Source organism: Haloarcula sp. H-hyl2, assembly GCF_056934385.1.
This window is the reverse complement of record NZ_JBRIIJ010000002.1, coordinates 1,182,270-1,195,894: the sequence shown is the minus strand read 5'-3', so window position 1 is coordinate 1,195,894 and position 13,625 is coordinate 1,182,270. Positions and strand designations below refer to the sequence as shown.

Genomic DNA, 13,625 nt, shown 5'->3' with positions numbered 1-13,625 from the left:
GGACGGTCAAACGTGCGTCGACCGTCCGTCTCGCGGACGGCAGGGTCGGCCGTAGCGGGGAAAATTATTACGTCACGTAGACATAATAAACCTGGAACATGCCGGTCTCCGGTGGCGTCCTCGTCGGTTTCGTGCTCGGTATCGGTGGCGTCGTCGGACTCGGCGTCGGCTACGCAGCGTGGCAACACGACGACCATCCAGCGGCCGCCCCACTGGCGAAGACGTCCGCGCTCCCGGGCGTCTCCTCGCTCGCGTTCGGCGCGCTCCTCCTGTTTCCGGACCCGCCGATCAGCCGGGTACTGTTCGCGCTCGCACACGTCTGTCTGTTCCTCGCGTCCGCGTACTTCCTGCTGTTCACCGTCGCCTACACCGGTCGGGACCGGTGGCTGCGGGGCGGTCGCAAGCGAGCGTTGATCGGGCTCTACGTCGTCGCCTCGCTGGCGATGGTGATCGAACCGCTCGTCCTCGCGGAGGTGACTGTCCGGAACATAAACGGCGTGACGCTGCCCGTCCTCGGGACCAACCGGGTTCGGTTGCTGGCGACACTCCTGTTCGTCTATCCGGCGACCCTCGGGGGGCTCGCCCTGCTGGGCGCGTTCTTCGTCTCGCCGCGAAACATGTACCGGACCCAGACGGGCGTCATCATCCTCGCAGTGCTGTTCACCGTCGTAGGGAACGTGGTCTTCGAGGCCGGATTCAGTCCCCATCCCGGCCTGAACCTCACGTCGGTGTTCTTCGGTGCCGAGGCGATCATCATCGCGCTCGCGCTGTTTCGCTTCGACTTCTTCCGGGTCAAACCACTCGCACCGGGCGTGGTCCTCGAGGAGATCGACGATCCCGTGATCGTCCTCGACGAGGTCGAATCCGTCGTCGATCTCAACCCGTCGGGCCGGCTGCTCGTCGCAGTCGCCGACCCGATCGGTACCCCTGTCGAGCGGGCGTTCCCCGGGCTCCTGACCGCGGCCGCGAAGGACGAACGGTACGTTCCGGGGGACGCCGACCTCAGTTCGGACGGCGGTGAGATCGAGGTCTACGACATCAACGACGCTCCGATCACCGACCAGTACGAACGGAATCGAGGGACCGTCATCGTCCTCCGGGACGTGACGCTCCAGCAGCGGCGCGAACGGACCTTCGCGAGTCTCCAGTCCGTGAGCCAGCAATTTCTCACGGCCGAGACCAGACAGGAGGTGCTCGATATCGCTGCGACGACTGCCTACGAACTGCTCGGCTACCCCTATTCGGGCGCGATGGTGTACGACGAAAGCGAGGACGTGCTGCGGCCGGCATCGTTCGCCGACCCTCTGACGGCCGCCTACGAAGACTCGGAGTACGATGGCGACCCGGTGATCGAACCGGGCGAGGACGACGTCTGGCAGGTCTTCGTCTCCGGTGAGGCGATGGTCGGGTCGCCGATACAGGCCGGCGGCGGTGACGAGATTCCGGTCGACATCGGTGGCTCGCTCATCTACCCGCTCGGCGACCACGGAATCCTCGGCGTCAGTGCCGGGCCGGACCACGACGGGTTCAGCGAGGACGACCGCCGGTTCGTCGACATCCTGGCGACGACGACCGAGAACGCGCTGGACCGGGTCGAGAAAGAACAACAGTTACGCGAGAGTCGCGAACTGTTGACGAAGCGGACCGAACAGATCGAGTTCTTCAACAGCGTCCTCAGACACGACCTGCTCAACGGGATGCTGGTGATCCAGGGCCACACCGAGGAACTGAAGGACATCGTCGACGGCGAGGCCGCAGAGCACGTCGCGATCATCGACAGGTGGAGCGAGGACATCACGTCCCTCGCCACGAAGGTCCGGTCGGTCACGAAGACACTGACCGGCGAGGAGCCGGTCGAACTGACCGCGGTCGATCTCGGGGCGGCGATCGAGGAGAAGGTCGACAAACTCCGGAACGGGCACGAACGGGTGTCTGTCGACGTCCGGACCGACACGCTGCCGCCGGTACGGGCCGACGACCTCCTGCCCGCAGTCGTCGAGAACATCCTCTCGAACGCCATCGAACACAACGACACAGCCCACCCAGAGATCACGGTCGACGCGACCGTCGAGAACGGGACTGTCACCGTCCGTATCGCGGACAACGGCCCCGGCATCCCCGACGAGATGAAGGACGCTGTCTTCGACGAACAGGTGACCTCCGAGGCGTCCGGGTCGGTCGGGTTCGGGCTCTACTTCGTGCGCGTGATGGTCGACCGCTACGGCGGCGACGTCTGGTTCGAGGACCGACCGACCGACGACGGTGTCGACACCGGTGCGGTGGCCGTCCTCGAACTCCAGGTCGCCACCGAGGCCTGACACCGGGCACGCCCGGTTGAACATCCTTATCAGGCGACGGGACCGTACCGTCTGTATGGAAATCGTACCGGACACGAGCGTGGTCATCGACGGCCGCGTGTCCGAGCAGGTCGAAGCCGACGCCGACCCCGAGGCGACGGTCGACGGCAGGGGCTTTGCCGGCGCGACGGTCGTCGTGCCCGAGGCCGTCGTCGGCGAACTCGAAGCACAGGCCAACGACGGCCGGGAGACCGGCTGGGAGGGGCTCGAAGAGCTCCAGCGACTGGTCGATCTCGCCGACGAGGGGACCATCGACGTCGAGTACGTCGGTCGCCGCCCGGACGCCATCGAGAAACGCGAGGCCGGCGAGGGCCAGATCGACGCGCTCATCCGGGACGTGGCACAGGACCGCGACGCCACGCTCGTGACCAGCGACGACGTCCAAGCCGAGGTGGCTCGCGCGAAGGGGCTCGACGTCGAGTTCGTCGAACCCCGCGGGCGCACGGTCGACCGCCTCCAGATCGAGAACTTCTTCGACGAGGGGACGATGAGCGTCCACCTGAAAGTGGGGGTCAAGCCCTTCGCGAAGAAGGGGTCGATCGGCGACATGCACTACCAGCCGATCCGGGACGAGATCGCGACGGAGGACGAGATCCGCGAGTACGTCGAGGACATCGAGGAGGCCGCCCGGTCCTCCCCGGACGGCTTCGTCGAACTCGACGAACCGGGCATGACCATCGTCCAGTTCAAGGACCTGCGGATCGCGATGGCCCGGCCGCCGTTCTCGGACGCCCGCGAGATCACCGCCGTCCGCCCCATCGTCAAGACCGACCTCGACGACTACGAGCACGCCGACGAACTCCGGGACCGCCTGACCGACCAGCAGCGGGGCGTCCTCATCTCCGGGTCACCCGGCGCCGGGAAGTCGACGTTCGCCCAGGCCGTGGGTGAGTTCCTGGTCGACGCCGATTACGCCGTCAAGACGATGGAGAAGCCGCGGGACCTCCAGGTCGGCCCGGACATCACCCAGTACACCGCACTCGGCGGCTCCATGGAGAAGACCGCCGACTCGCTGCTGATGGTCCGGCCCGACTACACCATCTACGACGAGGTGCGCAAGACCGACGACTTCGAGGTCTTCGCTGACATGCGCCTGGCCGGCGTCGGCATGGTCGGGGTCGTCCACGCGACCCGCGCCGTCGACGCGCTCCAGCGACTCATCGGCCGGGTCGAACTGGGCCTGATCCCCCAGATCGTCGACACCGTCGTCTACATCGAGGCCGGCGAGGTCCACACCGTCTACGACGTCTCGACGGAGGTCAAGGTCCCCCAGGGCCTGATGGAGGAGGACCTCGCGCGCCCGGTCATCGTCGTCAAGGACTTCGAGACGGGTCGTCCCGAGTACGAGATCTACACGTTCAACCGCCAGGTCGTCACCGTCCCGCTCAACGAGGACGACGACAGCGAGGACTCGGGCGTCGACCGCCTGGCCAAACAGGAGGTCGAGCGTGAGATCCGCTCGATCGCACGCGGCCACGTCGAGGTGGAACTCCGCGGTCCCAACACCGCCGTCGTCTGGGTCGAGGACGACGATATCTCCCAGGTCATCGGCAAGGGCGGCGGCCGCATCTCCGACGTCGAGAACCGCCTGGGCATCGACATCGACGTCCGGACCTTCGAGGACCGGCCGACCGGTCCCTCCGGTGGGCCGGAGACCGACAGCGGCGGTAAGCGCGGCGAGATCGTCACGCCGGAGGTCACCTCCCGGCACGTCATGATTCCGCTGGACGGCCACGCCGGCGAGACCGTCGAGGTACTGGCCGACGGCGAGTACCTCTTCACCGCGACGGTCTCCCGTGGCGGCGAGGTCCAGGTCTCCCGTGGCTCGGGCATCGCCGAGGAACTCGAACGGGCCATCGACCGCGGGAAGACGATCACGGTCGCACCGTCCTGAGCGGACTGCGGTCGAGGTACACTCACGAGTCCGACCGTTTTCCCCGCTACAAAGTGGTCAGTCGTCGTCGGTCTGAACACTCCCGCTCGGCCCGCCCGAGAAGACGAACTCGTGTTCCTCCTCGGTGGCGAACTGCTGGAGGATCTCCGACAGCGGCGTGACGTAGCGGACGAGTTCGTCGGCCCGCCGGGAGACCTCGTTGAGTTCGGCGGCCTGTTCCTCGGCGGCGCCGGCGACGTTCTCGGATTCGGCCATCGTGTCCTCCGTGCGGCCGCTCACGTCGGTCAGTGTCCGCGTGACCTCGTCGAGGTGGGCCTGGGCGGTGTCGGTGTCGCCGTCCTCCAGCGCGTCGACGGCGCCGTCGACCCGCTCGACGGCGGCCTGCAGGTCCTCACGCTGGGTGTCGGCGTCGTCGGAGATCCGCTGGATCGATTCGGCGACCTGTTCGGCGGCATCCTTGACGCTCGCGGCGCTGGAGCCGACGACCCGCCCGGACTCCTCGACCTGGTCCGAGAAGCTCTTGAGCTGGCCGACCGTCTTCTCCAGTTCCGCGATCATGCCGTTGAAGTCGGTCGCGATAGCGTCCATGGCGTCGCTCTCGCCGTCGGTCTCCATGCGCTTGGTGAGGTCCCCGGCCGCGGCCGCCTCCATGACTTCGGAGTACTCGGCGGCCTTGTTCTGGAGGTAGGCGTTGGTCTCCATGACCTCGTCGCGGGCGACCTGTGCCTTCTTGCGCTCGCGTTCGGCCTCGTCGATCTGGTCCTCCAGTGAATCACGCATCGCCGCGAACCCGTCGTAGAGCCGCCCGATCGTGTCGATGCGGCCCGACTGGATCGTCACGTCGAGATCGCCCTCCTGCATCCGTTCGGTCTTGCGGGTCAGGCGGTCGATGGCACGGGTGGTGTTGCGTCCGAGGACGACGCCGATGATGCCGATGGCGGCGACGCCGAGCAGCGTCGCGTACAGTCCCTGATTGGCGACCTGCCTGACGGTCCCGTAGGCCGACTGGACGTTCGTGTGGACCAGCACCGTCCAGTCGGTGTTGAGCACCTGCGCGTAGCCGACGACGTAGTCGTTGCCCGCCAGGGAGGCCGTCTCACCGAGGACGCCCTGGGTCGAGCCGGCACGCATGGCGCCGGACTCGGCGGGGCCGAGGTCCCGTGCCGCCGCGGGCGCACCGTTGGCCTCGCCGTAGGGCTGGAGGAGCAGGGCGTTCTGCTTCTGATGGAAGAGCACGCGGTCGTTACCGTCGACGAGCATCGACGTGCTGTCGCTGGACCCGAAACTGGTGCCGGTAAAGGTCCGGAGCGGGATGGTGTAGACCACGTAGGTCTCGCTGTCGGGCCCGACCGGCGTGACGTAGGCGATACGGTGGCGCGGGTCGCCGAGCGTCGCCGTACTCGTGTAGGCGTTCGTGGCTCGCGTTCCGGAGCCATCCCGGATCGCGGCCAGGAGCGTCTCGTTGAGGACCGAGACGTCCTCGCCGTCGTAGTTCGACTTCGAGGACGCGGGGATCGTTCCAGTACTCATGTCCACGTAATGGAGGTTCGGCTGGCTGTCGTCGGCGTAGTCACGGCCCCGCATCTCCGCGTTGAAGTAGTCGTGGATGGCCGCGGCGTCGCCGGACGTGACCGGCCCGGACCGGGCCATCGTCTCGACGTAGTCCATGTTGCGCTGGTTCCAGGACGCCCGGCTCTCGGCGGCCTGTTTGGCGATGTTGGCGTGCTCGCTGAGTACCTGCTGTTCGAACTCGCCCCGTACCTGCTGGGTGCCGTAGATGCCGACCCCACCGACCATGAGGCCGATACACAGCAGCGCGATGAAGAACTTCAACGCGAACCGGCGCCGGACGAAGTCGGGCGTGACGGTCCGGATCGTACGTAATGCCCCGTTGGGTTGTGTCCCATCGTCCGTCATCGGTCGTCAGCCCTCCTGCACTGCCGTGTTCGCCCTCTCGGTCTGTCCCCGGCCGCTACCCCCGGACGCACTACTGAGATCGTGTGTGCCATCGCTACGCAAATATTCTTGAACTACTATTTCATAATACTTTTGCGTCTTTCGGCGTTCGAGTCGTCGAACCGGCCGCGTCGACGACCCCCCGGAGCGACTCTCGGCGCGAGCGGACCGATGGGTAGATGCCTGTCCCGACCTACGTGTCCGGTATGACCGCTGCAGTCGTGGGGCGACTGCTCGATCAGGAGACGCTGGCGGACCACGTCGCCGCCGGGCGGGCACCCGACTGGGTCGGGGCCCACTGGCGGACGTTCCGTGACGGACTCGTCGGGGAGCGCAACGGGTCACCGTTCCCCTGTTTCTTCGGCGCGGAGTCGGTCAGAGACGGCGACCCACTGTACACTGCCGTGCCGTCGATGACCGACCGGGATGCGCTGTTCGCCCTCGGCGAGACGCTGCGGGCGTATCTGGAGAGCTACCGAGATCACAGCGACCGCGCGTCGCTGGTCACGTTCTTCAGGCCACCCGAACGACCGTTGACCGAGGCCGAGTACCACGACGCGCTCTGGCACGTCCTCCAGTTCCTGCACGTTCACGACCCCTCGCCCTGGCCCGAGGAGATTCCGACCGACCCCGAGGACCCCTACTGGGAGTTCTGCTTCGACGGCGAACCGATGTTCCCGACCTGCCGGGCGCCGTTCTACGACACCCGCAAGAGCCGCTACTGCCCGGTCGGCCTGGAGATCACCTTCCAGCCGCGGGCGCTGTTCGAGTCCCTGGACGTCACCGCCGACACCGCCGCAGGTCAGCACGCTCGGGAGGTCATCCAGGACCGACTGACGGAGTACGACAGCGTCTGCCCGCACGCCGATCTGGGCGACTGGGGTGTCGAGGGCGACCGCGAGTGGCCCCAGTACATGCTCTCCTCGGACCGCGAGCAGGCCCCCGACGAGTGCCCGATCACCGTCACGCGTGAGCATCCGAAATCGAAGTGGCTCGTCGGCGAGCAAGTGACGGCGGAGCCGGCCGACTGAGATGAGCGCACCCGTTCTCGTCCTCGTGGACTTCCAGCAGGGGTTCGACGACGACCGCTGGGGAACCCGGAACAACCCCGGCGCGGAGGACAACGCCCGGCGACTGCTGGAGAGCTGGCGCGCCCGTGATCATCCAGTGGTTCACGTGCGCCACGACTCGACGGAGGCCGACTCGCCGCTGCGGCGCGACCGCGACGGGTTCGCGTTCGAACCCGGACTCGACCCCCGCGACAGCGAACACGTCGTCACGAAGCACGTCAACGGTGCCTTCGTCGGGACCGATCTGGACGACTGGCTCCGCGAGCACGGTGCCGAACGGCTCGTCGTCTGTGGTCTGACGACCGACCACTGCGTCTCGACGACGGTCAGGATGGCCGAGAACCGCGGGTTCGCGGTCGAGGTCGTCCGGGACGCGACAGCCACGTTCGACCGCAGGCTGGACGACGAGGAGTTCCCGGCCGAGACGGTCCACCGGACGGCACTCGCACAGCTGGCCGGCGAGTTCGCGACCGTGACCACGACGGCGTCGCTGGTCGCGGACGGAGCAGGAGAATCGGGGTAGGAGAACGAGAGGGGGTCGGCCGGGCGCTCAGTCCGAGACTGCCGCGTCGGCTTCGGCCGGCTGGTCGGTGATCTCGTAGAGGTTCTGTCGCGCGTCGGCGAAGTAGACGTCCTCCTCGATGACACCGACCTCGTCGAGGCGTTCGAGTGCGTAGCGTACCGTCCGCGCCGAGAGCATGGACTCCTCGACGATGCCCTTCTGCGTCAGCGGCCCGTCGTACTCCAGGACTTTGTACACGAGCTTCGCGCTCGGTGGGAGATCCGCGATGTCCTCCCCGTCGGATTCCGTCATTATCTCCACCGAGAGGCGCCGGATGCATAAAGATTGAGGAGTTGGTCCGAGAGACGGGCCCTCGCGGGGCCAGCGACGGGGGAGAGCGACCTCTCGCAGTGGAACCGGGCCCCTTTTGACCGTGGGTAGTCCAAGTGCGCGTATGGCAACGGACACGGCGGACGGCATGAGTTCTCACATGCGAGGGCTCACTGTCACGACGATCACGGCGGTGGCCGGTATCGCCGGCGCGTTCGCCTCGAACGCCGTCGCGAGCAGCGCGACCGACATCATCGGGGTCGCCGTCCTCGCAGTCGCCGTCCTCGCACAGTTTCCGGTTCTCCGGGTTATCGGCATCGGACCCGACGACCTCTCGACGAAGGACGTCCTCTACATCGCGTTCATGACCTTCGCCCTCTGGTTCGTCACCTGGGGGATCCTGCTGACGACCGGGGTGTAACCATGGCGGACGACAGCATCGCGGTCGTGGACCTGGAGCGGTGCCAGCCCGACCGCTGTAACTACGAGTGCATGAACTACTGCCCGCCCAACCGGAGCGGGAAAGAGTGCATCGTCAAACGCGAGGACAAGTACGAGGAGGACGAACCGTTCGAGGGCAAACCCGACCAGGTGAGCATCTCCGAAGAGATCTGTCTGGGCGAGTCCTGTGGCATCTGTGTCACCAAGTGTCCGTTCGACGCGATCGAGATCGTCAACCTCCCCCAGGAGTTGACCGAGGAACCCGTCCACCGCTACGGCGAGAACGCCTTCGCCCTGTACGGCCTGCCCGCGCCCGCGGAGGGCCAGGTGACCGGCATCCTCGGTCCGAACGGCATCGGGAAGACGACCGCCGTCCGCATCCTGGCCGACGAGATGGCGCCCAATCTCGGCCAGTACGGGGCCGAGCCGAGTTGGGACGAGATCCTGGAGGAGTACCGCGGGACCGCCCTGCAGGACTACCTCGAACAGATGCGCGACGGCGACATCACCGTCGCCCGCAAACCCCAGTACGTCGACCGCATCCCCGACCAGTTCGACGGGAAGGCCCGTGAACTGCTCGCACAGACCGACGAACGGGGCGCGCTCGACGACCTCGTCGAGCGGACCGGCATCGGCCCGGTCGTCGACAACCACATCGACGACCTCTCGGGCGGCGAACTCCAGCGGGTCGCCCTGGTCGCGACGCTCGCGCGGGACGCGGACTTCTACTTCCTCGACGAGATCACGCCGTATCTGGACATCGGCCAGCGGATGACCGCCGCGCGGCTCATCCGCGAACTCGCCGAGGACGGCGACCGCTCGATGCTGGTCGTCGAGCACGACCTGGCGATCCTGGACCTGCTCGCCGACAACATCAACGTCGCCTACGGGACCCCCGGCGCGTTCGGTGTCATCACCTCGCCCAAGTCCACGAAGAAGGGCATCAACGAGTACCTCTCGGGGTATCTGGAGAACGAGAACATGCGCGTGCGCCAGACCGAGATCGAGTTCGAGGAACACGCGCCCCGGACGGCCTCGACCGGCGACGTCGTCATCGAGTATCCGAACCTCACGAAGAGCTACGGCGAGGGCGAGTTCTCGCTGTCGGTCGACTCGGGCACCATCCGCGAGAGCGAGGTGCTGGGTGTCGTCGGCCCCAACGGTATCGGGAAGTCGACGTTCGCGAAGATGCTCGCCGGTCGGCTCGAACCGACCGAGGGCTCCGTCGACGCGGATCTCGACATCGCCTACAAGCCACAGTACATCGAGATCGACCAGCCGATGCGGGTCGACGCGTTCCTCTCGACGATCACCGACGACTTCGGGACCTCCTACTGGAACACCGAGATCGCCCAGCCCCTGCAACTGGAGTCGGTGATGGAACAGCAACTCACCGACCTCTCCGGGGGCGAGCGCCAGCGGGTCGCCATCGCGGCCTGTCTCTCGAAGGAGGCCGACCTCTACCTGCTCGACGAACCCTCGGCCCACCTGGACGTCGAACAGCGGGTGCTCGCGACCTCGGCGATCCGGCGCTACGCCGAGAACCACGACGCGACGGCGATGGTCATCGACCACGACATCTACATGATCGACCTGCTGGCCGACCGCCTGCTGGTCTTCGAGGGCGAGCCCGCGAAGCAGGGTCACGCGACCCCGCCACAGGGGATGCGCGAGGGTATGAACGAGTTCCTGGCGAACCTCGACATCACGTTCCGCCGCGACGAGCGGACCTCCCGGCCCCGCATCAACAAGCCCGGTTCGCAGCTCGACCGCCAGCAGAAGAACGCCGGCGAGTACTACTACTCGCCCTGAGCGGCGTCGGCGAACATCCGACGGATCCTGCGGTCGCGGTATCCTGTAGACCACCGAACGCGGCGCGACGCGCCGATTCCGGCTTTTTCCTCACGCACCGAGTCGAGCATACCGCGCCTCCGGCGCGGTTTCATGGGACCGAGCGAAGCGACGGTCCCGCTTTTTCGCCCACGTTTTTCAAGGAGAGGTCGCCTCTGGCGACCCGACGCAGAAAAAGGTGGTCTAGGAGAACTTCACGCCCAGATCGTGCAGGCCGTCGTTGTGTCGCGCGACGTTGATGAGCAGTGGCGTCAGCCCCTCGACTTCGGCGGCGTTGGCCAGTGGCCCGCCGTCCAGCGCGCGCAGGCCGTCGATGCCTTCCGCGAGGTCACGGACGGTCCCCTTGGCGTCGCCGTCGTCGCCGACGACGATTGTGTCCCAATCCAGATCAGCGTCCAGATCCGAGAGGCGGCCGGCCGCGAGGTTGTGGAAGGCGCCGACGACGGGGGTCTCGTCGGGCGCGGCGTTGGCGGCAAGTTCGGTGACGCTGCCGACACCGGGGCGGTTGTAGTGGAAACCGTCCTCGTCGCGTTTCATGCCGACGGCGGGCGCGACCAGGATGGCGTCACCCAGGTCGTCGGCGACCGACTCGACGGTGTCCGTGAGGTGGTAGGCCGGGACGGCAGCTACCGCCACGTCCGCGCGGGCCGCCGCCTCGGGGTTGGCCAGTCCCTCGATAGTGACCTCACGACCGTGGTCGGCGAGTGTCGCCTCGTACTCGGCCGCGCTACTGGCAGCCTTCTCGGCGTCCCGAGAGCCGACGGTGAGCGTGTGGTCCGTGTCCCGTGCCCAGCGGAGGGTGAGCCCCTCACCGATGTCGCCGGTGCCGCCGAGAATCGCGATTTCCATACCGGGAGCGTAGGCCGAGCGCCGAATAAGCGTTGTGCGACCGGCCGTGCTTGCCTAGGTGTAGCGCTCCCAGACGTACTCGAAGCCACCGCCGTAGGCGACGTAGAGCGCGGCCGCCAGCCCGGCGATGAACCCGAGTATCTGGGCGACGATAGCGAGCAGGGAGGTGTGTCCCACGAATGCGTTTGCGATGGTCACCAGCGGGACGGTCGCGACGAACAGCGCGAGGATGAAAAGCAGCATCCGTCCCGGCCGGTGTGCGTCCTCCAGGGCCGCTTCGTTCTGCCGGATCGTCCAGTAGGTCGCTCCCAGCGCGACGAGCTGGAAGGCGACGGCGTACAGCGGAACGTACCGGACCGCTGGCTCGTAAACGGCCGCGCCGCTGACGATGGCCGTCCAGATGCTGATCAGTACCGACCAGCCCAGTATCGTCAGGCGGCGCATGGGAGAGGGTGGGACATCGCCGGGCAAAGGCGTGGCGCTCTGAGAGCGGTCATTCCAGAAGATCGGGGAGATCGTTGACCGACTCGACGACGGCGCTGGCACCGACACCGACGAACTTCCGGCGGCCGTCCTCGCCGGTGAGCCCGCCCGTGAGGACGCCCACGCCGTAGTAGACGCGGTCGTCGACCTCGTCGGCGTTGACCGCTGTCGTCACGTCGTCGAGCGTGTCGCCGACGAACGCGACCCGCTCGGCGTCGAACCGTTCGGCCAGCGTCACGAGCGCGGCCGGGTGAGGTTTGCCCTGCTCCCAGTCGTCCATCGTGAATCGGTGCTCGTCGGGGAGGTCTAGCCCCGCCCGGTCCAGCGCGATGTCGGCCTCGGCGGCCGGGCGACCGGTGACGACGCCCACGTCGTAGCGCTCGCCCAGCGTTGTCAGCGTCTCGGGCTCGACGATGACGGGTTCGTCGTGGATGTAGCCGGGCGCGTCGAAGACCGGCTCGCCGGCTTCGAGGTCCCGGTACAGCTCGCTACCTAGGTACAGCGTCTGGAAGACGTCCCGGAGACGGTTCGGATCCCAGGCGTCGAGGACCCGCTGGGCGGCAGACGCATCGAGGAGTTCCTCGACGACGGCTTTCGCGGCGTCCAGCCCGCCGCCGCGCTCGGCGATGGCGTCGGTGAAGGCCGCGATGTCGGCCACGTCGGCCTCCCGCCTCGTGAGGACGAACAGCGCCGCGGCGTCGGTGACCTCCCAGTCGTTGTTGAACCCGCCGGCGTCCTTGAACAGCTGGATGTCCGCCCGTGAGATCGTCTCGCCGTACACGCGCTCGACGGACTCGACGACGGCTCGCCGGTAGGAGTCCGCCACGTCCACGAGCACACCGTCGACGTCGAGTACGACCGCATCGACCTGCATACCCGCCGGAAGACACCCCGGCCTCAAGCGTGTTGCTATCCCCGCTCGGTCGTCCGGTACAACGTGATACCGGCCGGCAACTGTTCCCGGTCGACGGGGACCGCCGGCGGGTCGCCCCCGAGCGTGGTGAACCAGCACGCAGCGCCGACTTCCCGTGCGACGGCCCGCATCGGCCGGTGGAGTTCCGGCGGGAGGTTCCGGGCGTAGACGACGTCGGCTCCCTCGTAGACCGCTCTTCGTGGATCGGTGACGTCGTCGACGACGAACTCGACTCCGTCGGGGACCGACCGGCGCTCGATGTCGGTCGCCGTCACCACCACCCCTCGGTCGGCCAGCGCCGCGGCGACGGTCGGTCGGTTCCCCACGCCGACCTCGACCACCGACTCGGCGGCGGCAGCGAGACGGTCGGCGAAGGCCGTGTCGGGATTGCTCACGTCGGGATATTTATGGGACGGCGGCGCATATGCGTTGGCATGCACGTCGACATCGTACCGGTCGGTGAGGTCTCTGCGCAGGTCAAGCGCGAGGCCTCCGACGGGCTGCGGGCGACCTACGAATGCGAGGTCTCCATGCACGAGCCCCAGTCCATCCCGGCCGGTGCGTTCGATGCCGATCGCGACCAGTACCGTGCCGAGGAGTTCATCGATCTCGCCCGCCGTGTCGGCTCCGGCGACAAGAACATCGCAATCACCCCGATGGATCTGTTCTACCGCCGCCGCAACTACGTCTTCGGCCTGGCGTACCTGGGTGGATCGGGGAGCGTCATCTCGACGTACCGCCTCCAGACCTCCTCGGACGGCGGCTTCTCGAACCGCTCGGCCAGCGAGATCTTCTCGGCCCGCGTCCGCAAGGAGGTCGTCCACGAGATCGGCCACACCCTCGGCCTGGAGCACTGTGACAACAAACGCTGCGTGATGAACTTCTCGCCGACGGTCCGGCAGGTCGACGTCAAGGAACCCTCGCTGTGTGGCTCCTGCCAGCGCAACGTCCTGTGAACCGCCTCGGGGTCAAGCCCCGA

The 13,625-nt window shown here is 67.2% G+C and carries 13 protein-coding genes; 7 read left to right on the top strand and 6 right to left on the bottom strand.

Annotated features, from left to right (window positions below; translation table 11 throughout):
- Positions 1 to 98 precede the first annotated feature (98 nt).
- The gene (locus tag Hhyl2_RS15940; RefSeq protein ID WP_483551753.1) at positions 99 to 2,318 is read left to right on the top strand and encodes a sensor histidine kinase; all 2,220 of its coding nucleotides are present in this window, start codon (positions 99 to 101) and stop codon (positions 2,316 to 2,318) included.
- Positions 2,319 to 2,373: 55 nt separating this feature from the next.
- Entirely contained in the window at positions 2,374 to 4,251 is a 1,878-nt protein-coding gene (locus Hhyl2_RS15935) for an ATPase, T2SS/T4P/T4SS family (RefSeq protein ID WP_483551752.1), read from the top strand.
- 57 nt (positions 4,252 to 4,308) lie between these two features.
- Here Hhyl2_RS15935 and Hhyl2_RS15930 read toward each other — a convergent pair whose 3' ends face one another.
- The gene (locus Hhyl2_RS15930; protein ID WP_483551751.1) at positions 4,309 to 6,168 is read right to left on the bottom strand and encodes a PDC sensor domain-containing protein; all 1,860 of its coding nucleotides are present in this window, start codon (positions 6,166 to 6,168) and stop codon (positions 4,309 to 4,311) included.
- A gap of 245 nt (positions 6,169 to 6,413) precedes the next feature.
- Here Hhyl2_RS15930 and Hhyl2_RS15925 point away from each other — a divergent pair, with 245 nt between their 5' ends.
- Positions 6,414 to 7,238 carry a YqcI/YcgG family protein gene (locus tag Hhyl2_RS15925; RefSeq protein ID WP_483551750.1) on the top strand — a complete coding sequence of 275 codons (825 nt, stop codon included), beginning with the start codon at positions 6,414 to 6,416 and terminating at the stop codon, positions 7,236 to 7,238.
- Position 7,239: 1 nt separating this feature from the next.
- Positions 7,240 to 7,800 (top strand): cysteine hydrolase family protein, encoded by a 561-nt coding sequence (locus Hhyl2_RS15920; RefSeq protein WP_483551749.1) that lies wholly within the window; start codon positions 7,240 to 7,242, stop codon positions 7,798 to 7,800.
- 27 nt (positions 7,801 to 7,827) lie between these two features.
- On the opposite strand, the gene Hhyl2_RS15915 is transcribed toward Hhyl2_RS15920, so the two are convergent.
- Complete coding sequence (locus Hhyl2_RS15915; RefSeq protein WP_483551748.1) at positions 7,828 to 8,091, bottom strand: ArsR family transcriptional regulator; 264 nt, start codon at positions 8,089 to 8,091, stop codon at positions 7,828 to 7,830.
- A 142-nt stretch (positions 8,092 to 8,233) separates the two neighbouring features.
- Between Hhyl2_RS15915 and Hhyl2_RS15910 the strand changes: the two genes are divergently transcribed.
- Together Hhyl2_RS15910 and Hhyl2_RS15905 are read left to right on the top strand one after the other, a co-directional pair.
- Complete coding sequence (locus tag Hhyl2_RS15910) at positions 8,234 to 8,530, top strand: EMC6-like membrane protein (RefSeq protein ID WP_483551747.1); 297 nt, start codon at positions 8,234 to 8,236, stop codon at positions 8,528 to 8,530.
- 2 nt (positions 8,531 to 8,532) lie between these two features.
- Positions 8,533 to 10,362, top strand: a complete 1,830-nt coding sequence (locus Hhyl2_RS15905) for a ribosome biogenesis/translation initiation ATPase RLI (protein WP_483551746.1) — start codon at positions 8,533 to 8,535, stop codon at positions 10,360 to 10,362.
- A gap of 222 nt (positions 10,363 to 10,584) precedes the next feature.
- Here Hhyl2_RS15905 and npdG read toward each other — a convergent pair whose 3' ends face one another.
- Genes npdG through Hhyl2_RS15885 form a run of 4 tightly spaced genes read right to left on the bottom strand, consistent with a single transcriptional unit; the run spans position 10,585 to position 13,041 of the window.
- Positions 10,585 to 11,250, bottom strand: coding sequence for an NADPH-dependent F420 reductase (gene npdG / locus Hhyl2_RS15900; RefSeq protein WP_483551745.1), 666 nt, complete (start codon positions 11,248 to 11,250; stop codon positions 10,585 to 10,587).
- A 54-nt stretch (positions 11,251 to 11,304) separates the two neighbouring features.
- On the bottom strand, positions 11,305 to 11,694 hold the full coding sequence (locus Hhyl2_RS15895) for a hypothetical protein (protein ID WP_483551744.1): 390 nt from the start codon (positions 11,692 to 11,694) through the stop codon (positions 11,305 to 11,307).
- 49 nt (positions 11,695 to 11,743) lie between these two features.
- On the bottom strand, positions 11,744 to 12,607 hold the full coding sequence (locus Hhyl2_RS15890) for a TIGR01548 family HAD-type hydrolase (RefSeq protein ID WP_483551743.1): 864 nt from the start codon (positions 12,605 to 12,607) through the stop codon (positions 11,744 to 11,746).
- A gap of 35 nt (positions 12,608 to 12,642) precedes the next feature.
- Complete coding sequence (locus Hhyl2_RS15885; protein WP_483551742.1) at positions 12,643 to 13,041, bottom strand: UPF0146 family protein; 399 nt, start codon at positions 13,039 to 13,041, stop codon at positions 12,643 to 12,645.
- Between the two features lie 39 nt (positions 13,042 to 13,080).
- On the opposite strand from Hhyl2_RS15885, the gene Hhyl2_RS15880 reads away from it, so the two are divergent.
- A complete protein-coding gene (locus Hhyl2_RS15880) occupies positions 13,081 to 13,602 on the top strand; it encodes an archaemetzincin family Zn-dependent metalloprotease (RefSeq protein WP_483551741.1) in 522 nt (173 codons plus the stop codon).
- Positions 13,603 to 13,625 lie beyond the last annotated feature (23 nt).